The sequence below is a fragment of the Bradyrhizobium sp. BLXBL-01 genome, from assembly GCF_051853025.1.
Classification (GTDB): Bacteria; Pseudomonadota; Alphaproteobacteria; order Rhizobiales; family Xanthobacteraceae; genus Bradyrhizobium.
The window spans coordinates 6347985-6369682 of sequence record NZ_CP182471.1 but is presented as its reverse complement, the minus strand read 5'-3'; the positions used below and the strand labels follow the sequence as shown (position 1 = coordinate 6369682).

The 21698-nt window shown below is 65.3% G+C and carries 12 protein-coding genes; 5 read left to right on the top strand and 7 right to left on the bottom strand.

Annotation, left to right across the window (positions count from 1 at the left end; all coding sequences use genetic code 11):
• The first annotated feature begins 40 nt into the window (after positions 1-40).
• From ACNJYA_RS29590 to ACNJYA_RS29580, 3 genes are all read left to right on the top strand, one after another.
• Complete coding sequence (locus tag ACNJYA_RS29590; RefSeq protein WP_260382506.1) at positions 41-2764, top strand: sensor histidine kinase; 2724 nt, start codon at positions 41-43, stop codon at positions 2762-2764.
• Entirely contained in the window at positions 2761-3450 is a 690-nt protein-coding gene (locus ACNJYA_RS29585) for a response regulator (RefSeq protein ID WP_439401153.1), read from the top strand. Before ACNJYA_RS29590 ends, ACNJYA_RS29585 begins: the two co-directional genes overlap by 4 nt.
• A 175-nt stretch (positions 3451-3625) precedes the next feature.
• On the top strand, positions 3626-4954 hold the full coding sequence (locus ACNJYA_RS29580; protein WP_212257604.1) for an IS1182 family transposase: 1329 nt from the start codon (positions 3626-3628) through the stop codon (positions 4952-4954).
• Between the two features lie 213 nt (positions 4955-5167).
• Here the strand turns inward: ACNJYA_RS29580 and ACNJYA_RS29575 are convergent, their stop codons facing one another.
• Positions 5168-6046 (bottom strand): non-homologous end joining protein Ku, encoded by an 879-nt coding sequence (locus tag ACNJYA_RS29575; protein WP_212254492.1) that lies wholly within the window; start codon positions 6044-6046, stop codon positions 5168-5170.
• 118 nt (positions 6047-6164) lie between these two features.
• Between ACNJYA_RS29575 and ligD the strand changes: the two genes are divergently transcribed.
• Positions 6165-8840 (top strand): DNA ligase D, encoded by a 2676-nt coding sequence (gene ligD / locus ACNJYA_RS29570; RefSeq protein WP_439364109.1) that lies wholly within the window; start codon positions 6165-6167, stop codon positions 8838-8840.
• A 130-nt stretch (positions 8841-8970) separates the two neighbouring features.
• On the opposite strand, the gene ACNJYA_RS29565 is transcribed toward ligD, so the two are convergent.
• Positions 8971-9135 carry a DUF3309 family protein gene (locus ACNJYA_RS29565; RefSeq protein ID WP_008560028.1) on the bottom strand — a complete coding sequence of 55 codons (165 nt, stop codon included), beginning with the start codon at positions 9133-9135 and terminating at the stop codon, positions 8971-8973.
• Between the two features lie 179 nt (positions 9136-9314).
• On the opposite strand from ACNJYA_RS29565, the gene ACNJYA_RS29560 reads away from it, so the two are divergent.
• Positions 9315-9632, top strand: a complete 318-nt coding sequence (locus tag ACNJYA_RS29560) for a polyhydroxyalkanoic acid system family protein (RefSeq protein ID WP_271499627.1) — start codon at positions 9315-9317, stop codon at positions 9630-9632.
• Between the two features lie 2 nt (positions 9633-9634).
• On the opposite strand, the gene treY is transcribed toward ACNJYA_RS29560, so the two are convergent.
• The 5 genes from treY to treS are packed head-to-tail and all read right to left on the bottom strand — an operon-like array spanning position 9635 to position 21692.
• The gene (treY, locus tag ACNJYA_RS29555; RefSeq protein ID WP_439364108.1) at positions 9635-12436 is read right to left on the bottom strand and encodes a malto-oligosyltrehalose synthase; all 2802 of its coding nucleotides are present in this window, start codon (positions 12434-12436) and stop codon (positions 9635-9637) included.
• A 1-nt stretch (position 12437) separates the two neighbouring features.
• The gene (gene treZ / locus ACNJYA_RS29550; protein ID WP_439364107.1) at positions 12438-14189 is read right to left on the bottom strand and encodes a malto-oligosyltrehalose trehalohydrolase; all 1752 of its coding nucleotides are present in this window, start codon (positions 14187-14189) and stop codon (positions 12438-12440) included.
• Positions 14186-16264, bottom strand: a complete 2079-nt coding sequence (glgX, locus tag ACNJYA_RS29545) for a glycogen debranching protein GlgX (protein WP_212254497.1) — start codon at positions 16262-16264, stop codon at positions 14186-14188. The genes treZ and glgX overlap by 4 nt, the downstream gene beginning before the upstream one ends.
• A 3-nt stretch (positions 16265-16267) precedes the next feature.
• Entirely contained in the window at positions 16268-18406 is a 2139-nt protein-coding gene (gene glgB, locus ACNJYA_RS29540; protein WP_439364105.1) for a 1,4-alpha-glucan branching protein GlgB, read from the bottom strand.
• Positions 18399-21692: a maltose alpha-D-glucosyltransferase gene (treS, locus tag ACNJYA_RS29535; protein ID WP_212254499.1), complete on the bottom strand. Its 3294-nt coding sequence runs from the start codon at positions 21690-21692 to the stop codon at positions 18399-18401. Before treS ends, glgB begins: the two co-directional genes overlap by 8 nt.
• Positions 21693-21698: the final 6 nt, after the last annotated feature.

The window sequence follows — 21698 nt, the reverse complement described above, 5'->3', positions numbered from 1 at the left end:
CCGTCTAGGCTCGCAGTGTGGGGGTGATTATACTGGCAAGATGGTCCGAGAGCGCCGCGATCCCGAACAACGTCCGTCCCCGGAGGCCCTGCTGGAAGCGGCGCGCCGGGAGGAGAGCGCGAGCGGCAGGCTGAAGATCTTCGTCGGCGCCGCTCCCGGCGTCGGCAAGACCTACGAGATGCTGCAAAGCGCCCATGCCAAGCGCAAGGCCGGCATCGATGTCGTGGTCGGCTTCGTCGAGACCCATGGCCGCGCCGAGACCGAGGCGCTGGTGCGTGGCCTCGAAGTGGTGCCGCGCAAGCGGCTGGACTACCGCGGCCAGATCGTCGAGGAGATGGACCTCGACGCGGTGATCGCGCGGCGGCCGCAGATTGCGCTGGTCGACGAGCTCGCCCACACCAATGCGCCCCTTTGCCGCCACCCCAAGCGCTATCTCGACGTCGAGGAGCTGCTCTCGCACGGCATCGACGTCTACACCGCCGTCAACATCCAGCACATCGAGAGCCTGAACGACGTCGTTGCCCAGATCACCCACGTCCGGGTGCGCGAAACCGTGCCGGATTCGGTGTTCGACCGCGCCGATGCGATCGAGCTGATCGACCTCACGCCAGACGACCTGATCCAGCGGCTGAAGGAGGGCAAGGTCTATGTGCCCAAGCAGGCCGAGCGGGCGCTGGAGCATTATTTCTCGCCGGGCAACCTCACGGCGCTGCGTGAGCTCGCACTGCGGCGCACCGCCGAGCGGGTCGACGAGCAGCTGCTCAACCACATGCAGGCGAATGCGATTCCCGGGCCCTGGGCCGCGGGCGAGCGCATCCTGGTCTGCGTCAGCGAGGATCCCCGCGCGGCCGGCCTCGTGCGCTACACCAAGCGGCTGGCCGACCGGCTGCATGCGCCGTTCACCGCGATCTCGATCGAGACGCGGCGATCGCTGCAATTGTCCGACGAGGAGCGGGATCGGCTGGCCGATACGCTGCGGCTCGCGGAATCGCTCGGCGGCGAGGCGCTGACCATTCCCGCCGTCGGCCGCCGCATCGCCGACGACGTCGTCAATTTCGCGCAAGGCAACAACGTCACCCAGATCGTGATCGGCAAGTCGACGCGCTCGCGCTGGTTCGAGATGACGCGCGGCTCCGTCGTGCACGATTTGGTGCGCCGCGCGGGCAATATCAGCGTTCACGTCATCCCCGGCGACGAGCTTTCCGGAGAGGCCGCGCCCAAGATGGCGGTGCAGACCGCCGCACGATCCGAGCCATTCGATCCCTTGCCTTATCTCAAGGCGCTTGGAATCGTGCTCGTGGGTCTCGGCGCGGCCAAGCTGATCCAGCCTTATTTCGGCATCGAGAACGTCGACCTGGTGCTGCTGACCGCGGTGGTCGCGGTGGCCGTGCGCTATGGCCTGTGGCCGTCGCTGCTGGCGACCGTCGCGGCCTCGCTGTCCTACAATTTCTTCTTCCTGCCGCCGATCTACACTTTCACGATCACCGACCCGACCAATGTCGCCGCCTTCGTGCTGTTCCTGGTGGTGGCGATGATCGTCTCCAATGTGGCGGCGCGTGTGCGCATCCAGGCCGACACCGCGATCGGCCGGATCAGGATGACCGAGCAGCTCTATGCCTTCAGCCGCAAGCTCGCCGGCACCGCCACGCTCGACGACGTCTTGTGGGCGAGCGCCTACCAGACCGCATTGATGCTCAAGGTCCGCGTGGTGCTGTTGTTGCCGGATGAAGGCCTGCTCACGGTGAAATCAGGCTATCCGCCCGAGGACGAGCTCGACCAGGCCGATCTCGCTGCCGCCAATTGGGCCTGGAGCAACGATCGCCCCGCCGGCCGCGGCTCGGACACCTTGCCCGGCGCAAAACGGCTGTTCCTGCCGATGCGCACCGGGCGCGGCCCGATCGGCGTGATCGGCATCGACAACGACCGCACCGGCCCGCTGCTGACGCCGGACCAGCGCCGGCTGCTCGATGCGCTGGTCGACCAGGGCGCTCTCGCGATCGAGCGCGTGCTGCTGGTCGAGGACATGGACCGCGTCAAGCGCACCGTCGAATCCGAGCGGCTGCGCTCGGCACTGTTGACCTCGATCTCGCACGATCTGAAGACGCCGCTGGCGTCGGTGTTGGGCGCAGCCTCGACCATGCGCGATCTCGCCGGTGCGCTCTCCGACACCGAGAAGCGCGACCTGCTCGCCACCGTGATCGACGAATCCGAGCGGCTCAACCGCTTCATCGCCAATCTGCTCGACATGACCAAGCTCGAATCCGGCGCGATCGTGCCCAACACGGCGCTGCACGATCTCGGCGAAATCGTGGGCAGCGCGCTGCGGCGCGCCAGCAAGATCCTCAGCCGCCACAAGGTCGAGCTGGTGCTGGCCGCCGATCTGCCGATGCTCCAGCTCGATGCCGTGCTGTTCGAGCAGGTGCTGTTCAATCTGCTCGACAACGCCGCAAAGTACGCGCCGCCGGAGACGACGATCTCAATCCGCGGCCGGCGCGACGGTGCTCATGTCGTGCTCGAGATCGCCGACGAGGGCGCCGGCATTCCGGCGGACGAGCTCGAGAGCGTGTTCGACAAGTTCTATCGCGTGCAGAAGGGCGATCACGTCCGTCCCGGCACCGGGCTCGGGCTTGCCATCTCCCGCGGCTTCGTCGAGGCCATGCGCGGCACGATCTCCGCTGCCAATCGCAGCGAGCGAAGCGGCGCGGTGCTCACCGTTCGCCTGCCGGTTCCGGCAGAGAACCACGCATTGGATACCGCCGCATGAGCGCCGCTCCGATCAAGGTCCTGGTCATCGACGACGAGCCGCCGATCCGCAAATTGCTGCGGATGGGGCTGACGACGCAGGGCTACGACATCCTGGAGGCGCCGAACGGCAAGACGGCGCTGGAGAAGCTCGACGAGGAGCCGGCGCTGATCATCCTCGATCTCGGACTGCCCGACGTTCAGGGCCATGAGCTGCTCCGCACCATCCGCGCCCGCAACGAAGGCGTGCCGATCGTGGTGCTGTCGAGCCGCGGCGACGAAGCCGGCAAGGTCCAGGCGCTCGATCTCGGCGCCGACGATTATCTGACCAAGCCGTTCGGCATGGAGGAGCTGCTGGCGCGGCTGCGCGCCGCGCTGCGCCACCAGCTTCAGGTCAAGGGCGAGCGTCCGGTTTTCCGCACCGGCGATCTCTCGGTCGATCTCGTCCGCCGCATCGTCAAGATCGGGGATCGCGACGTCAAGCTCTCGCCGAAGGAATATGACCTGTTGCGGGTGCTGGTGCAGCACGCCGGCAAGGTGCTCACCCACCGCTTCCTGCTGAAGGAGCTGTGGGACGAATTGACCGATGCGCAATATTTGCGCGTCTATGTCCGCCAGCTCCGCCAGAAGATCGAAGCCGATCCGGAGCGGCCGCAATACGTGCTGACGGAAACCGGGATCGGGTATCGGCTGAAGGCGGGGGATTAGCGTTCCACAGACCCCGTAGGGTGGGCAAAGGCGCAACGCGCCGTGCCCACCATTCTCTCGATTTCGATAAAGGTGGTGGGCACGCTTCGCTTTGCCCACCCTACGAGACTGTGAATCTTTTGTACCGCGCGTCAGACGAATGTGATTCTCTGGGCAGACTGATCTGCTGGAGAGGATGATGGCTGACGACGGACTTTTTGGTGAATTGCCGGAGCAGTCGGCACGAACCGAAGCGGTGCCGCAAGGCGCACCTCGGCTGCGCGAGCCTGTGCGCAATCAGGTCGAATTGCGAGCGGTCGATATCGACAGCCTGATCGGGCAGGATCATCCAGCGCGGGTGATCTGGGCTTATGTCGAAGGGCTGGACCTGAGCGAGCTGGAAGATCGCGTCAAGGCACGGGAAAACAGGCCGGGCCATCCGGCGCCATCGCCACGGTTGTTGCTGGCGCTTTGGCTGTACGCCGCGAGCGATGCCGTTGGCAGCGCGCGGGCGCTGGACCGGCTCTGCGACAGCCACGACGTCTACCGCTGGCTCTGCGGTGGCGTGTCGTTGAACCATCACGGGCTGTCGGACTTCCGGGTCGGCTGTGCCGACTTGCTCGACCGTTTGCTGGTTGAACATCTGGTGGCCCTGAACGAGGCAGGGCTGGTCGATCTGGAGAAGCTGACCCAGGACGGGGTGCGGATACGAGCGAATGCCGGGACCGGATCGTTCCGGCGGGAGGCGACGCTGGATCGGCAGATGGCGCAGGCCGAGGCCATTGTGGAAGAGCTCAAGCGCGAGGTCGATGCGGACCCGGAAGCCAGCAATCGGCGGATCCGGGCCGCCAAAGAGCGGGCGGCGCGCGAACGCAGCGAGCGGGTGCAAGCCGCGCAGGCCGCGCTGGCCGAGATCAAGCGCAAGCGAAAACAGCTCGACGACAAGGGCGGCAATGGCAAGAAGCCGAAGGAGCCTCGGGCCTCCACCACCGACCCGCAGGCCAGGGTGATGAAGATGGCCGATGCCGGCTTCCGTCCGGCCTATAATGTGCAGGTGGCTAGCGCGGCTGGCGAACTGATCGTGGTCGCGATCGATGTCGACAACAGCGGCTCAGATCGTGGCTTGATGCGCCCGATGCTGGAGCGAACGCGCGCTCGGCTGAAGCGCTTGCCACGCCGCTACCTCGCCGATGGCGGGTTCTGCACTGGCGACGACATCGAATGGGCGCATGGCGAGGGCATCGAGGTTTACTGTCCACCGCCCCAATCCAGGAGCGGTGTCGATCCCTTCTTACCCCGGAGCAGCGACGGTCCTGGCATAGCGGCCTGGCGTGCTCGCATGGCCAGCGAAGCCGGCAAGGCACAGTACCAGGCCCGTACCATCTGCGAATGCATCCATGCCCGCTGGCGCAACTGGGACCTCAGGCAACTGACCGTGCGCGGCATCGAGAAGGTCCGTGCCGTCGTGCTCTGGTACGCCCTCACCAACAACATCCTGCAAGGGCATCGTCTCGCAAAAGCATAGATAACCAACAGCCTGACGCCGCCGGCTTCCCCCATCAAGGGGCGATACCACCCCTTGATGCCGAAGCCGAAACAAAACGAATTGGCTCACAGGCTCTACGATATCTCTCTCCACATCGTCATTGCGAGCGCAGCGAAGCAATCCAGAGTCCCGCCGCGGAGGCGGTCTGGATTGCTTCGTCGCAAGGGCTCCTCGCAATGACGCCGGTGTAAACTAGCCCGCCTTCCTGTGCCGCGCCGTCGACCGGTGCGCCTTCTTCGGAGCGTGCCGCCGCCCCGTCGCGCGGCGCGCATGCGACTTCGCCGCCGTCTTCTTGCCGCCCTTCAGGCTCTGCTTCAGCGCGTCCATCAGGCTGACGACGTTGCTCGGCCGCTCCTCGGGCTCGGGCAGCTCGATCTTCTTGCCGCTGGCCTTGCGCTTCACCAGGGCCTTCAGCGCGTCCTCGTATTCGTCCTTGAACTTGCTGGGGTCGAAATGCGCCGCCTTGGTCTGCAGGATGTGGCCGGCGAGCTCGACCATGTCCTTGGTGATCTTCGGGCTCTTGATGTCGTCGAAGAACTGGTCCTCCTCGCGCAGCTCGTAAGGGAAGCGCAGCGTGGTGCCGAGCAGGCCCTTGCCGAGCGGCTCGATCGCCATGACGTGCTCGCGGTTGGTCAGAACGATCTTGGCGAGCGCGACGCGTTCCTGGTCCTTCATCGCGTCGCGGATCACCGCGAACGCATCGGCCGCCGCCTTGCCGTCGGGCGCGATGTAATAGGGATGGTTGAGAAAGCGCTGATCGATCTCCTCGCGCGGCACGAAGCTCTCGATGTCGATGGTATGGTTGCTCTCGATCTGGACCGCCTCGAGCTCCTCCGGCTCGATCTCGACGTACTTGCCCTTGCGCAGCTCGTAACCGCGGCCCTTCTGGTCGCTCTCGACGACGTCACCGGTCTCGGAATCGATCATCTGCTGCTTGAGCCGGTTCCCGGTCTCGCGGTTGATCAGGTGAAAGCGCGTCTTCTCGGCCGCGGTGGTCGCCGGATAAAGCACGACCGGGCAACTGACCAGCGACAGCTTCAACGTTCCCTTCCAATAGGCGCGCGGGGCCATTCCATTCTCCAGCGTTTTCAAGGCGTTTTGGAACCCCAACCGTCCCATCGGGTTTTGGTTCCGGGCGGGACTTTCGCCGTGATAGGCTTTGAGTGCCGAACGAGAAGCGGGACCGGTCGTGCTGCAAAAACTTTCCACTTACCGACAGAAGCGAGACTTCGAGAAAACGCCGGAGCCATCGGGCAAGTCCGCCGTGGCGCCATCGAAACAGCGGCGCTTCGTGATTCAAAAGCATGATGCGAGCCGGCTGCATTACGATCTCAGGCTCGAATTCGACGGCGTGTTCAAGTCCTGGGCGGTGACGAAGGGGCCCTCGCTCGATCCCCATGACAAGCGGCTCGCGGTCGAGGTCGAGGACCATCCGCTCGATTATGGCGATTTCGAAGGCACGATTCCGGAAGGCCAATACGGCGGCGGCACCGTGATGCTGTGGGACCGCGGCACCTGGGACTCGGACGATCCGGAAGCCGGCTTCAAGAAGGGCGATCTGAAGTTCACGCTCCACGGCGACAAGCTGCAGGGAAGCTGGGTCCTGGTGCGCATGCGCAACCGCGGCGGCGAGAAGCGGACCAACTGGCTGCTGATCAAGCATCGCGACGAAGATGCTCGCGAAGGTGCGGACAACGATATTCTCGAGCAGGACAAGTCCGTCGCCTCCGGCCGCACCATGGAGCAGATCGCCGCGGGCAAGGGCCGCGCGCCGAAGCCGTTCATGCTGGCCAAGGGCACCAAGGGCAAGGCCGACGCAGTCTGGCAGTCCAACCGTGCCGAGGAGACGAAAGGGCGCACGGTGAAGCCGGCGCCGCGCACCGCGTTGAAGGCCGGCAAAGCGGCGAAGACAAGTGCCACGACCGCGACGAGCGCCAAGAAGGTGTCGGAGATGCCGGATTTCGTTGCGCCGCAGCTCTGCACGCTGGTCGAGCGGCCGCCCGGAGACGAGGGCTGGTGCCACGAGATCAAGTTCGACGGCTATCGCGTTCAGCTCCGGGTCGAAGACGGCGAGGCGACGCTGAAGACCCGCAAGGGTCTCGACTGGACGAGCAAGTTCGCCTCCTTCGCCGAGGAGGCGGCCGCGCTGCCGGACGTGATGATCGACGGCGAGATCGTCGCGCTCGACCATAACGGTGCGCCGAACTTCTCCTCGCTGCAAGCGGCCCTGTCCGACGGCAAGACCGACGACCTGATCTTCTTCGCTTTCGATCTGCTCTTCGCAGGAAGCGAGGATTACCGCCGCCTGCCGCTCAGCGAACGCAAGGCCCGCCTGAAGCAGCTGCTGGGCCAGCGCAAGCGGAAATCGACCCAGCTCCGCTATGTCGAACATTTCGAGAGCGGCGGCGATGCCGTGCTGCAATCGGCCTGCAAGCTCGAGCTCGAAGGCGTGGTGTCGAAGAAGCTGAACGCGCCCTATCGCTCGGGGCGCACCGAGAGCTGGGTCAAGTCGAAATGCCGCGCCGGCCATGAGGTGGTGATCGGCGGCTACAAGACCACCAACGGCAAATTCCGCTCGCTGATGGCAGGCGTGCAGCGCGGCGATCATCTCGCCTTCGTCGGCATGGTCGGCACCGGCTTTGGCGCGGACAAGGTCAAGCGCCTCATGCCGTCTCTCAAGGCCATGGAGGTCAAGGAGAGCCCATTCGGCGGCAAGAACGCGCCGAAGAAGACGCGGGACGTGCACTGGCTGAAGCCGGAGCTCGTCGCCGAAATCGAGTTCGCAGGCTTCACGGCCGACGGCAATATTCGCCAGGCGGCGTTCAAGGGGTTGCGGCAGGACAAGCCGGCCGAGGAAGTCCAGGCCGAGACGCCCGTCGATACCGAGCTCGCCGAGCCCCGGGCCAGGAAGGCGGCGCGCACGAAGGCGGGCGGACGAGCGAAGCAGACCGCTCAAAATGCCGAGGTCATGGGCGTCGTCATCTCCAAGCCGGACAAGGAGCTCTGGCCCGACGACGGCGATGGTGGCGCCGTCACCAAGCTGGACCTTGCCCGCTATCTCGAAGCCGTCGGCGAATGGATGATCGCGCATCTCAAGGGCCGGCCATGCTCGCTGATCCGTGCGCCCGACGGCATCAAGGGCGAATGCTTCTTCCAGCGCCATGCGATGCAGGGAACGTCGAACCTTCTGGAGCTCGCGCGGGTCTCCGGCGACCGCAAGCCCTATCTTCAGATCGACCGGATCGAAGGGCTCGCCGCGGTGGCGCAGATCGGCGGCGTCGAGCTGCATCCCTGGAACTGCGCGCCCTATGCCTACGACACCCCGGGCCGGCTGGTGTTCGACCTCGATCCCGCGCCCGACGTCGACTTCGCCGACGTCGTCGAGGCGGCCAAGGAGATGCGGCAGCGGCTCGCCGACATCGGCATGGACAGCTTCTGCAAGACCACGGGCGGCAAGGGCCTGCACGTCGTGGTGCCACTGCTTCATGGCGCGCGCGACAAGGTGAGCTGGAAGGAGGCCAAGGCCTTTGCGCAAGGCGTCTGCCAGTGGATGGCGGACGATGATCCCGAACGCTATCTGCTCAACATGTCGAAGAAGCTGCGCAAGGGAAAGATCTTCCTGGATTATCTGCGCAACGACCGCATGTCGACGGCGGTGGCCCCGTTGTCGCCGCGAGCCCGCGCCGGGGCCACGGTCTCGATGCCGCTGACCTGGGCGCAGGTGAAGAGCGATCTCGATCCCAAGCGATACACGCTACGCACCGTGCCGGCCCTGCTGGCGCGATCGAAGGCGTGGGAGGGTTATGACGATGCCGCCGCATCGATCAAGGCGGCGATGAAGAAGCTGGCAGGGAAGGTGAAGTAGGTCGTCGCTGTTGCGACGAAGGCGGGTGCCGTAGGGTGGGCAAAGCGAAGCGTGCCCACCACCTGCTTTCGTTCGAGCGATGAGGTGGGCACGGCGCGCCGCGCCTTTGCCCACCCTACCAAGTCTGCATCTAGATCCTACCCATCAGCAGAAGGATCAGCAGAATGACGATGACAAGCCCGAGGCCGCCGCCGCCGTAATAGCCGGTGCCGTAGAACGGCCCGCCGCCGATGCCGCTGAAGCCGCCGAGCAGGGCGATGATCAAAATGATCAGAATGATCGTGCCGATTGACATGCGAATCTCCTCCAGCCCTTTGTTCAAAGGGTCGTTGCAACCTGTCCCGTTGTGCGGGGGCAACTTGCCGCAGGTTGTAAAGTTCCGGCTTTGAAACACGGACGGGGGATCAACTTGCATGGAACCTTTGTTGGTCGACCTGACATGATTATGTGGAGTTAGTCAGAAGAGGCAGGACCATGTCAGCACCGCTTGTCGTCTCAATTCCGCATCGTCTCGGCCGAGAAGAGGCCGTGCGCCGGCTGAAGACTGGGCTTGGCCGCGCCGCAGCAAGCATTCCCGTGATGCAGGTCGAGGAGGAACGCTGGAGCGGCGACACTATGGCCTTCCGCATCCGCGCGCTCGGCCAGGTCGCGACCGGACAGGTCGATGTTGGCGACGATCAGGTCCGGGTCGAGGTGGTGCTGCCCTGGCTGTTGCAGCGCTTTGCCGAGATGGCGCAGGCGACGATCAGGAAGCGCGGCCAATTGCTGCTGACCAAAGACGGGGGGAAGTGACCTCAGGCGCGCACGCGTTGTCGCGGCGCTCCGACGGCATTCGCGGTTCGGGCCGCGATGACCGAGGCAGGATAGTCGCGAAAGGCCTGCGCGAGCGGCAAGTCGTTGCCCGCCAGGCCCGGCACGGTATAGCCCGTGATGTCGATGGTGGCGTCGATACCTTCCGGTGCGGGCCATGCCCGGCCCGCTTGGGTGAACGGGGCGAAATGACGCCCAGCCACGACGATCGCGGCGGCGCGGCCATGACGGCGCGCGAAGGCGACGACATGGTCGGCATGGGCGCCTCGTACCTCCAGCGGCTGGTAGTCGCCCTGCGCGAAGACGTCGCCCAGCTCGTTGCGCAGCTTGAGCAGATGCCGCGTCCAGGCCAGCTTGAGCTTGCCGTCCGGCCAGTTCTCGATGAGGCCGCTCCAATCCGGCGCTTCCAATGATGTCAGCGCCGCATGGCGCGCGGCGAAATCGACCGGACGGCGGTTGTCGGGATCGACCAGCGACAGGTCCCAGAATTCGGTGCCTTGATAGAAGTCCGGCACGCCCGGCAGCGTCGCCTTGAGCGTGAGCTGGCTCAGCGAGTTCAACGTGCCGAGCAGCGCGATGCGGCGAGCCAGCGTCTGCAACGCCTGAAGGAATTCCACGGACCGGTCGGCGTCGAGGATCTTGGCGATGAAGTCGCGGATGCCGTCCTCATAGGCTTCATGCGGGTTGAGCCAGCTCGTCTCCTCCTTGCCCTCGCGCGCAGCCTTGAGGGCATAGGCCTGGATGCGCTCGACAAAGGCGGCATCGGCCGGCGCCTCAATCGGCCAGACGCCGAGCAGGGTCTGGTAGAGCATGTATTCGAACGTTGCCGACGGCGCGCGGAAATTGCCGTGGAGCGTGAGATGCGGTGCGTTCAGCACCTTCCAGCGCGCCACCGCGCTGGTCCATTCACCGGGAATCTCGCTAAGCGCCGCGATGCGCGTGCGCGCATCCTCGCCGCGCTTGGTGTCGTGGGTGGCGGTTGCCGTCATGCCTTGCGGCCATTCCCTGGCGCGAGCCTGCATGGCTTGATGGAACGCGGGAATGCTGAGGCCGGTGCTTGAGGGATCGCCGCCGACCTCGTTCAGCGCGAGCAGCCGGTGGAATTGATAGAACGCGGTGTCCTCCAGCGACTTCGCCATCATCGGCCCGGTGAATTGCTGCACCTTGAGCGCAAAGCGGCGCACGCGCGGGGCGCTGTGCGGCGGACGGCCAGGCTTGAGCAGGTCCATGGTCAAGGCATCGCGCAGGAAGTCGAAAATGCCGTCGTCGGCGGCGAACCAGTCCCGGCGGGCGCGCGCGATGGTGTCGTCGATCAGCTTGCGGTCCGCTGCCGTCGGGCCGCTGTGCGTCAGATAGGTGCGATAGACCGGGAAATGCAGCACATAGAGCTCGAGCGCCTGCCGCAGGCTGTCGGCCGAGAAGTCCCGCGTCGAATAATGCCCGTTGGCGATGCGCGCGAGCAGGCGGGTCAGCACGGTGAATTCGCTGGTCAGCAACGTCTCGAGCACGCGCCGCTTGGCGTCCTTGACGTAAGGCACAAGCCGCGGCGGCCGGTTGCTGATCTGCCGCCAGGTCTCGTCCAGCGCCTCCAGCCCCCTGGGATCGATCAGCACGTGGGTGATGACATTCATCCACTCGTAGCCGGTGGTGCCCTGGACACCGGCGAAATGCGGCAGGCGCTCGTGCTCACACAGGATTTTTTCGATCACCGTATAGAACGGCTTTGTGTTGCCTTGGGCGGTGTTGCTTTGGGCGTCGCGCACCAGCCGGCGCAATCGCTGGCAATATTGGGCGGGGTCGCGCAGGCCGTCGATGTGATCCAGCCGGATTCCCTGCAATTTGCCGTCGGCAATGAGCTGCTTCACCAGCCGGTGCGTGGCGGCAAATGTGCTCGCGTCCTCGACGCGCAGGCCGGCGAGGCCGTTGACGTCGAAGAAGCGGCGATAATTGATGTCGCTGGAGGCAAGCCGCCAGTGCCCGAGCTTGTAGTGCTGGCGCTCCAGGAGATGATGCAGCGTCAGCGTCTGTGCCGGGCGGTCCTTGCCGGCGCGATAGGCGGCAAGGCCGCGCTTGATGATATCGGCGGCGCCTGCGATCTCCTTGAGCTCGGCCTTGAAGCCGGGAGCTTCCTTGCGATTGGGACGCCGCAGCCCCGTGTAACGGGTCGCGAGCGACAGCAGGCGCTTGCCGGGCTCCGTTTCCGCCGCGTCCGCCTCCTTGACGACCATCCGCAGCATCTCGCCATAGCGCTCCGGCGCGATGGGCAAGCGGTGCTCGAAATACCACGCCGCGAAGCTTCCTTCGTCCGGGTCGTAGCGCAGCTCGATGTCGCCGCGCTCCAGCGCCTCGCCGTAGGACGAGCCGAGGATCGGCAGCAGCACGCCGCCGCGGGCGCGGTAGGCCAGCTGGTCCCAGTCGATGTCGAAGGAGGCGGCGTGCGGCGAGGCCTGGCCCCATTCCAGCACGTCGAGCCACCAGGGATTGTCGGCAAAATGCACGCCGACATGGTTGGGGACGAAATCGATGATGAGCCCGAGATCGTGCTGCTGAAGCGCCTCGCTCAGCCGCGCAAAGCCGGCTTCGCCGCCGAGCTCGGGATTGAACTGGCCGTGGTCGACGGTGTCGTAGCCATGGGTCGAGCCCTTGCGGGCCTTCATCACCGGTGAGGCGTAGAGATGCGTGATGCCAAGCGCCTTGAGGTAAGGAACGACGGCGGCAGCCTTGTCGAAGTCGAAATCTGCGGTGAGCTGGAGCCGGTAGGTCGCGAGCGGAATGGCGGGAGGCATCCTAACCTCCGAGGCGCCAGACCACCGACCAGGGCGGGAGCCGCTCGCCGGATCCGCCGCCCCAGATCGGCGTGCCCGCGCTGACGCTGGAGGTGATCTCGTGATCGGACAGATTGGCGACAAGGCGCAATGTCGAGCCATCGCCCATGCGCCAATGCGCGGTGAGGAGGCCGTTGTCGGCCGCCTCGGCATCACCGAAGCTTGCGCCTTTCAGCCGCGGCATGATCTGCTTGCGACGGACGCCGAGCAGCTCTCGCACCAGCCCAAGCCGCGCATCGTGTTGCGGCGTGCGGCCGGTCCAGTCGAGCACGGCCGATTGCAGCGTTGCCGGATCGAGCGGGTCGGGCACCTCGTCGCCGTATTTTTCGTAAGCCCAGGCATATTCCCGCTTGCGCCCCGTGCGCACGGCATCGGCGAGTCCGCCCTGGAAATCGCAGAAGAACGGGAAGGGGACCGTCGAGCCCCATTCCTCGCCCTGAAACATCATCGGCACCATCGGCGCGAGCAGGGTGACCGCGAGCGCGGCCTCGATCTGCTTTGGCGATGCCAGACTTTCCAGCCGCTCGCCGAGTGGACGATTGCCGATCTGGTCGTGGTTCTGCAGGAAATTGACGAAGGTTGCCGGCGGCAGCTGGCCGCTCGGCTCGCCGCGCGGCTTCTTGCCCCAGAACTCCGAGATCTCGCCCTGATAGACGAAGCCGGAGGCGAGCGCGCGCGCCAGGTCCATGCGCGGCGTCTGGTAGTCGCCATAGTAACCGACATGCTCGCCGGTCAGCATCACGTGCCAGACGTGATGATAGTCGTCGTTCCACTGCCCGCGATATTTGCCGTTCGGCGGGTCCTGCGCAGCGTCGAGCAGGCTGGCGCGATTGTCGCCGTTCTCCAGCACGAGGTGGATGTGGCGTCCCGTAGCCTTGGCGAGCTCGCCGGCGGCAACGCTGAGGTCCTGCAGCATGGACTGCTCGCCCGGGACAGCCATGATGTGATTGGCGGCGTCCAGCCTGAGGCCGTCGAAGCGGTAGTCGCCGAGCCAGGACAGCGCGTTCTCGACGGCGAAGGCGCGCACCTGCGGCACGCGATAATCGATCGCACTGCCCCACGGCGTGTGCGCATCGGTGAAGAAGGTCGGCGCGTAACGGCCGAGATAGTTTCCTTCCGGGCCGAAATGATTGTAGACGACGTCGAGGAACACCATCAGCCCGCGCAGATGCGCCTCGTCGATCAGCGTCTTCAGGTCTTCGGGCCGGCCATAGGCACTGTCCGGCGCGTACCACAGCACGCCGTCATAGCCCCAGCCGCGGCGTCCTGCGAAATCGGCGAGCGGCATCAATTCCAGCGCCGTGATGCCGGTCGCGGCGAGATGATCGAGCTTGTCGATCATGGCGCGATAGGTGCCTTCCGGCGTGAAGGTGCCGACATGGGTCTCGACCAGCACCGTCTCTTCCCAGGGACGGCCGCGCCAATCGCGCGCGCGCCAGGCGAAGTTATCGTGATCGATCACCTCGCTCGGGCCGAACACGTCCTCGGGCTGGAAGGCCGAAGCGGGATCCGGCACGTCGATCTCGTCGTCGATTCTGAACTTGTATTTGCTGCCGGCGGTGAGGCCGGCGATCTCGGTGACGTACCAGCCGTCCTGCCGGCGCTGCATCGCGTGCCTGCGGTCGAGCAGGAGATCGACGCGGCGCGCGGCCGGCGCCCACAGCCGGAACGACACGCCGTCCTTGGTCGGCCTCGCCCCGAAGGATGGCCTCATAGCGCGCCTGCGAAGGCAAGCACGGATCGCGGCGGCGCCTTGCTGTCGCTCCCGGGCAGGAAGTCGATCGTATTCAGCTTGGCATCGGTCGTGTTCAGGAGCTGCTGCCAGCTCTTGTATTCGGTCATTTTGGGCAATTTGAATGCGATCTCTTCGGGAGCGGCGTTCAGTACGATAAAGATCGCGGCCCCACCCGGTTCCATCGGGCCCATCACATAGGAGAGAAACCGCCCATCCGGGAATGTCCAGTCGCTCTCCGTCATCTCGTCGCCGGCCGGCGTCAGCCACAACGCGCCGTAGGAGACGCCGTCCTTGGGCCGGCCGTCGAGCCAGCGATGGCTGCGCAGCTGCGAGAAACGGCGACGGATGTCGGCGAGCTGGGCGACGAAGTCGATCATGTCGTCGCCGTCCTTGCCGAGATTGTCCCAGCCGACCCAGCCGACCTCGTTGTCCTGGCAATAGGCGTTGTTGTTGCCGGATTGCGAGTTGCCGACCTCGTCGCCGGCGAGGATCAGCGGAACGCCCTGGGCCAGCATCAGGCAGGCCAGCACGTTCTTGCGCAGCTGACGGCGCAGGCTGATGATATCAGGATCGTCGGTCGGCCCCTCGACGCCGCAATTGTTGCTGTGATTGTCGTTGGAGCCGTCGCGATTGTCCTCGCCGTTGGCCTCGTTGTGCTTCTCGTTGTAGCTGAAGAGATCGGCGAGCGTGAAGCCGTCGTGGACGGTGATGTGGTTGATGCTGGCGCGCGGCCGCCGCCCGTCGTGATTGAACAGGTCGGACGACGCGGTCATGCGGCTGGAGATGTCGCCGATCAGGCTGCCTTCGCCGCTCCAGTAGCGGCGCATGGCGCTGCGATAGCGATCGTTCCATTCCGACCATTGCGAGGGGAAGGCGCCGACCTGGTAGCCGCCGAGGCCGAGGTCCCATGGCTCGGCGACGAGCTTGACGGTCGCCAGCACCGGATCCTGTCGCACTGCGGTCAAGAACGAGCTGCCGCGATCAAAACCGTTCGGCCCGCGTGCCAGCGTGGTGGCGAGGTCGAAGCGGAAGCCGTCGACGTGGCAGACCTCGACCCAGTAGCGCAAGGAATCCATCACCATCTGCAGCACGCGCGGATGGGTGAGGTTCACCGAGGAGCCGCAGCCGGTGAAGTCGTCGTAATAGCGCGGGTTCTCGCGGTTCAGCCAATAATAGGAGGCGTTGTCGATGCCGCGATAGCACAGCGTCGGACCGAGATGATTTCCCTCGGCGGTGTGGTTGTAGACCACGTCGAGCATGACCTCGATGCCGGCATCGTGCAGCCGCGCCACCGTGGTGCGGAAGGAATCGAGCGCATTGTCCTGGGCGTAGCGCGGCTCCGGCGCGAAGAAGGACAGCGTGTTGTAGCCCCAGTAATTGGCGAGCTTCTTTTCCACGAGGATGCGGTCGTCGACGAAGCTGTGCACCGGCAGCAGCTCGACCGTGGTGACGCCGAGCTTCCTAAGGTGCTCGATCATCGCGGGCGAGGACAGTCCGCCATAGGTACCGCGCAGGTTCGGCGGCACGTCGTCGCGCTTCTGGGTCAGGCCCTTGACGTGGGCCTCGTAGATGATGGTGTCTTCCCAGGGAATGTTCGGCCGGATCTCGCGGCGGCCCCAGTTGAAGGTCTCGTCGACCACGACGGCCTTGGGCATGCCGCGCGCGTTGTCGCGCCGGTCGAACGACAGGTCCTCGCGCGGGCTTCCGGTGCGATAGGCGAAATGCGCATCGCTCCAGACCAGGCGCCCGGCGAGCCGCTTGGCGTAGGGGTCGAGCAGCAGCTTGTTGGCATTGAAGCGATGGCCGTGCTCGGGCTCGTAGGGGCCGTGCACACGATAGCCGTAGAGCTGGCCCGGCGAGACGTCGTTGAGATAGCCGTGCCAGACGTCCTCGGTCTTCTCGGGCAGCTCGATGCGCTCGAGCTCGCGGCGGCCTTGCGTGTCGAACAGGCAGAGCTCGACCTTCTGCGCGTTGGCGGAGAACAGCGCGAAATTGGTGCCGCGTCCGTCCCAGCTTGCGCCGAGCCGTGCGGGCGATCCGGCGGTCAGGCGCATCGATCAGCTTTCCGGAACGAGGAAGATCGCAGCGAGCGGCGGAATGGTGAGGCGGAGCTCGCCGCCCTCGGCCTGGACTTCGCCGATATTGCCGACATTGCTGCCGCCATAATGGGCGGAATCGGAGTTGAGCACTTCCTTCCACTTGCCGCCGAAGGGCACGCGAACGCGATAGTTCTGGTAGACGTTGGGCGAGAAGTTGACGATGACGATACACCGCGCGCTCTCGTCGAACCCCTTGCGCAGCCAGGCGAATACGTTGCGGTTGGCATCGTCCGTGATCAGCCATTCGAAGCCGGCCTGCTCGCAATCCATCTGGTGCAGCGCCGGCACCGCGCGGTAGAGCCGGTTGAGGTCGCGGATCAGGGCCTGGACGCCGGAATGGACCTTGTACTCGAGCAGGTGCCAGTCGAGCGACTGGTCGTGATTCCATTCGCGGCTCTGTGCGATCTCCGCGCCCATGAACAAGAGCTTCTTGCCGGGATGGCCGAACATGAAGCTGTAATAGGCGCGCAAATTGGCAAAGCGCTGCCACTCGTCGCCGGGCATGCGGCCGAGGATGGAGCGCTTGCCGTGCACGACCTCGTCATGCGACAGCGGCAGGATGAAGTTCTCCGAGAACGCATAGTGCAGGCCGAACAGGATCTCGCCGTGATGATGCTTGCGATGGATCGGATCCTTGCTGATGTAGTTCAGCGTGTCGTGCATCCAGCCCATGTTCCATTTGTAGCCGAAGCCGAGCCCGCCGAACTCGACAGGGCGCGAGACCTGGGGCCAGGCGGTGGATTCCTCCGCGGCCGTGGTCGCCTGCGGGAAGCGGGCGAACATCTCCGTGTTGAAGCGGCGCAGGAAGTTGATCGCCTCGATGTTCTCCCGCCCGCCATACTGGTTCGGGATCCACGCGCCGGGCGGCCGGCTGTAGTCGAGATAGAGCATGGACGCGACCGCATCGACGCGCAGGCCGTCGATGGCATAACGCTCCATCCAGAACAGCGCGTTCGACACCAGGAAGTTCGTCACTTCGGTGCGGCCGTAATTGTAGATCAGCGTGCCCCAGTCGAGGTGGCGGCCCTGCAGCGGGTTGGCGTGCTCGTAGAGCGCGGTGCCGTCGAAATGGCCGAGCCCGTGCGGGTCGTCCGGGAAGTGACCCGGCACCCAGTCGAGCAGCACGCCGATGCCTTCGCGGTGGCAGGCATCGATCAGCGCCGCAAAATCCTCGGGGCTGCCGAAACGGCTGGTCGGCGCATAGAGGCCGGTCGGCTGATAGCCCCATGAGCCGTCGAACGGGTGCTCGCTCACGGGCAGGAATTCGAGATGGGTGAAGCCCATGTCGCGCGCATAGGCCGGCAGCTGCTCGGCAAGCTCGCGATAGGTCAGCCATTCATTGTTGCCTTTGCGCCGCCACGAGCCGAGATGAACCTCGTAGATCGACATCGGCGCCGACATTGCATTGATGCCTTCGGGCGCCGGGCGCGGCCGCGGCAGATGCGCCTCGTCGAACACGATCGACGCTGTCTTCGGCCGCAACTCGCTGGCGAATGCCATCGGATCGGATTTCAGCGGCAGCAGATGACCATGCGGTCCGACGATCTCGAACTTGTAGTGATCGCCTGCCTTCGCATGCGGGATGAACAATTCCCAATAGCCGTTGCCGCGCACCCGCATCGGATGGCGCCGACCGTCCCAGAAGTTGAAGTCGCCGACCACGGAGACGCGCCGCGCATTCGGCGCCAGCACGACGAAGCCGATGCCGTCGACGCCCTCGAGCCGCAAGGGGTGCGCGCCGAGCTTGTCGTAGAGGCGCTGATGGGTGCCTTCGCCGAGCAGGTAGAGGTCGAAATCGGTCAGGATCGGTGGAAAGCGGTAGGCATCCTCGAACTCGACGACGTTGCTGCCGAACTTGGCGCGCAGCTGGTAGTGCTTCGAGCCGTTGGGCAGGGCGCCGATGAACAGGCCGGAATCGTGGACGCGGTCGAGCGGCGCGACCTCGCCATGGTCGCCGACCGCCTCGACATTGGTGGCCTCGGGCAGGAATGCGCGGACCACGCTTTTGCCGCCCTCGGGATGCAGCCCGAGATAGTGGAAGGGGTCGGAGTGGCGGCCCTCGATGATCGCGTAGGCTTCGGCAGGCAGTTTAGGCATGGGCTTCGCTCTCGGCACTGGACAGAATGCGAAGCAGTCCGGTCAGCGGCGCATGGAGCCCCTCAGGCCGGTGGGACAGCTCGTACTCTACGTCGTGGAACGCTCGATCTAGCAGGAAAAATTTCAACAGGCCTTCCGCGCTGGACCGATCCTCCGGCCACAGCCTCCGGTCGGTCATGGCTTCGCGGTAGGCGGACAGGAAGGTCGCGGTGGCGCGCTCGCGCCATTCGTCGAGCGCGGCCGCGAGCCGGTCCTGCTCGTCGGAGGCGCCCGTGAGCGCGCGGCCTAGCGCCGCGTTCACGGAAAGGTTGATGGAATGGATCAGGCCGGCGACGTCGCGGGCGGCCGGCGCCTTGCGGCGCTTGTTGGCCAGCGGCACACGCGGATCGCCGTCGAAGTCGATGATGAAGATATCGTCCTTCACGATCAGAGTTTGCCCGAGCCGGAAGTCGCCATGATGACGGATGTTCAACCCGCCGATGTCCGATGGCAAGAGCGCATTCAGGCCGTCGAACAGGCTACGGCGTGCGGCGACGAGCCGGTCGATCAGGGGCCGGTCCGCCTCCCGCAGCCCGTCGCGGCTGTCGGCCAGCCGCTCGAGAACCCGCTCGGCACGCGCCTTGAGGTCGGAGAGCCAGGTCCTGATCTGGGCCGGCTCGATCGGCACGGGCGCGAGATCGTCGGGCTTTGCCGCGGCGAGCGCGACGTGCAGTTCGGCGAGCCGCCGGCCGATCTGCGCGATGAAATGCAGATACGGCGCCTGCTCCTGGGTTTCGCGCGGCATCTCATCGGCCGGCGCCAGGCGCTGCTCGTCGACATAGCGATCGAGATACCCAGTCGTCACGGTCCAGCCGTCGCCCTGGTTTTCGACATAGGCGTGGAGCACGCCGAGCGCGCTGCGCTGGTTATTGTCGACAAGCTCGACGCTGCCGAGCAGCGCCGGCGTGTTGGCGAAGCGAGCGACCTCGGTGAGATAGCGGCCGATCTCGATCTCGGGGCTGACGCCGCTTTCGAGCCGGCGATAGATCTTGGCGACGTACTTGTTGTCGACCAGCGCGGTGCTGTTCGATTGCTCGATGGCGCGGATGCGTTCGGGCTCCTTGATGGTGTAGTCGGCGAACCGGCTGGTCGCCTTGAACTCCAGCCGCAGATTGTTCTCCTCCACCACCAGGTTTTGCGACAGGCCCCGCAGGAACAGGCCGATGAAGATCTGCTCGGTCGCGACGTCGAGCAGCGTGCCCTCTCGCGCACCCTGGCGCACGGCGGCGAGCGCCTTCGGGTTGAAGCGTTCGCGGTCGAAGCGCACCCACTCGATCTGCATCGGCATCACGTAGCGCGTGGTGACGTCGTTCCGCGTCGTCTCGAAGAACGCGATCCAGGGTCTGTTGTCGCCGATGTCGCTGAACGGCACCGCTGAGGTGAGCGTGGCCTTGATCTGCTTGGGATTGTGCTCCGGATACCAGCGCGTCCGCGACAGGAAGCCCGGCAGCACGTCGCGCTCGAACACCCCGCGCTCGCGGGCGAGCGAGACCCAGTTCGAATTCACCGGCACCACCAGCGTCTCGAATTCCGGCACTGCGCGCGGAATCACCGGCTCCGACTTGTCGCGCTCCTGAAGCTGGAACCAGTAGAAGCCGTAGGGCCCCAGCGTGATCATGTAGGGCAATTCGCCGATCGCGGGAAAGCGCGTGCGGCCGAGCATTTCCTGTGGAATGCGGTCCTTCCACGGCGACAGGTCGAGCTCGGTGGCCTGCGCGGCGCGCGACAGATTGGCGACGCAGAGGATCACCTCGTCGCGGTATTGCCGGACATAGGCCAGCACGGCGCGATTGGCCGGGCGGATGAAGGTCATGGTGCCGCGTCCGAAGGCGAGCGTCGACTTGCGCACCGAGATCAGCCGCTTGGTGGCGCTGAGCAGCGAGGACAGGCTGCGCGATTGCGCCTCGACGTTCACGGATTCATAGCCGTAGACCGGGTCCATGATCAGCGGCGCGTAGAGCCGGGCCGGGTCGCAGCGCGAGAAGCCGCCGTTGCGGTCCGGGCTCCACTGCATCGGCGTGCGCACGCCGTTGCGATCGCCGAGATAGATGTTGTCGCCCATTCCGATCTCGTCGCCGTAATAGATGATCGGCGTGCCCGGGAACGACAGCAGCAGCGAGTTCATCAGCTCGATCTTGCGCCGGTCGTTGTCCATCAGCGGCGCAAGGCGGCGGCGGATGCCGACATTTATGCGCGCGCGGGGATCGTTGGCGTAGGTGGTCCAGAGATAGTCGCGCTCGACGTCGGTGACCATCTCCAGCGTGAGCTCGTCGTGATTGCGCAGGAACAGCGCCCATTGGCAGCTCGCGGGGATATCAGGCGTCTGGCGCAGGATGTCGGTGATCGGGAAGCGGTCCTCCTGGGCGATCGCCATGTAGATGCGCGGCATCAGCGGGAAGTGATAGGCCATGTGGCATTCGTCGCCACGGCCGAAATATTCCTGCACGTCCTCCGGCCATTGATTGGCCTCGGCCAGCAGCAGCTTGCCCTTGGAATATGCGTCCAGCTCCTGGCGCAGCCGCTTGATGATCGCATGGGTCTCGGGCAGGTTCTCGTTCGAGGTGCCCTCGCGCTCGCACAGATAGGGAATGGCATCGAGCCGGAAGCCGTCGACACCGGCATCGAGCCAGCGCTTCATCACCTGGATGATGGCGCTGACCACGCGCGGATTGTCGAAATTGAGGTCCGGCTGGTGCGAGAAGAAGCGGTGCCAGTAGAACGCGCCGGCCTCGGGATCCCAGGTCCAGTTCGACTTCTCGGTGTCGGTGAAGATGATGCGCGTGCCCTGGTACTTCTGGTCGGTGTCGCTCCAGACATACCAGTTGCGGGCGCTGGAGCCCGGATGGCTGCGGCGCGCACGCTTGAACCATTTGTGCTGGTCCGAGGTGTGGTTGACGACGAGCTCGGTGATGACGCGCAGGCCGCGCTTCTGTGCCTCCTGGATGAAGCGCTTGAAGTCCTTCATTGTCCCGAAATCGGGATTGACCGCGCCGTAATCGCCGATGTCATAGCCGTCGTCGCGGCCGGGCGAGGGATAGAACGGCAGCAGCCACAGCGCCGTGACGCCGAGCTCCTGCAGATAGGGCAGCCGCTCGGTCAGCCCGGCGAAGTCGCCGATGCCGTCATTGTTGCTGTCGGCGAAGGCCTTGACGTGGAGCTGGTAGATGATGGCGTCCTTGTACCAGAGCTCATCCACGACCTCGGCAGCCTCAACCTTCTTGGTATCGACGGAAGACAGAACATTCATGGCGTG

Bases quoted from the DNA above. Each gene is read 5' to 3' on its own strand.
- ACNJYA_RS29590 (WP_260382506.1), top strand. From the start codon at position 41: ATGGTCCGAGAGCGCCGCGATCCCGAACAACGTCCGTCCCCGGAGGCC.
- ACNJYA_RS29585 (WP_439401153.1), top strand. From the start codon at position 2,761: ATGAGCGCCGCTCCGATCAAGGTCCTGGTCATCGACGACGAGCCGCCG.
- ACNJYA_RS29580 (WP_212257604.1), top strand. From the start codon at position 3,626: ATGATGGCTGACGACGGACTTTTTGGTGAATTGCCGGAGCAGTCGGCA.
- ACNJYA_RS29575 (WP_212254492.1), bottom strand. From the start codon at position 6,046: ATGGCCCCGCGCGCCTATTGGAAGGGAACGTTGAAGCTGTCGCTGGTC.
- ACNJYA_RS29565 (WP_008560028.1), bottom strand. From the start codon at position 9,135: ATGTCAATCGGCACGATCATTCTGATCATTTTGATCATCGCCCTGCTC.
- ACNJYA_RS29560 (WP_271499627.1), top strand. From the start codon at position 9,315: ATGTCAGCACCGCTTGTCGTCTCAATTCCGCATCGTCTCGGCCGAGAA.
- treY (WP_439364108.1), bottom strand. From the start codon at position 12,436: ATGCCTCCCGCCATTCCGCTCGCGACCTACCGGCTCCAGCTCACCGCA.
- treZ (WP_439364107.1), bottom strand. From the start codon at position 14,189: ATGAGGCCATCCTTCGGGGCGAGGCCGACCAAGGACGGCGTGTCGTTC.
- glgX (WP_212254497.1), bottom strand. From the start codon at position 16,264: ATGCGCCTGACCGCCGGATCGCCCGCACGGCTCGGCGCAAGCTGGGAC.
- glgB (WP_439364105.1), bottom strand. From the start codon at position 18,406: ATGCCTAAACTGCCTGCCGAAGCCTACGCGATCATCGAGGGCCGCCAC.
- treS (WP_212254499.1), bottom strand. From the start codon at position 21,692: ATGAATGTTCTGTCTTCCGTCGATACCAAGAAGGTTGAGGCTGCCGAG.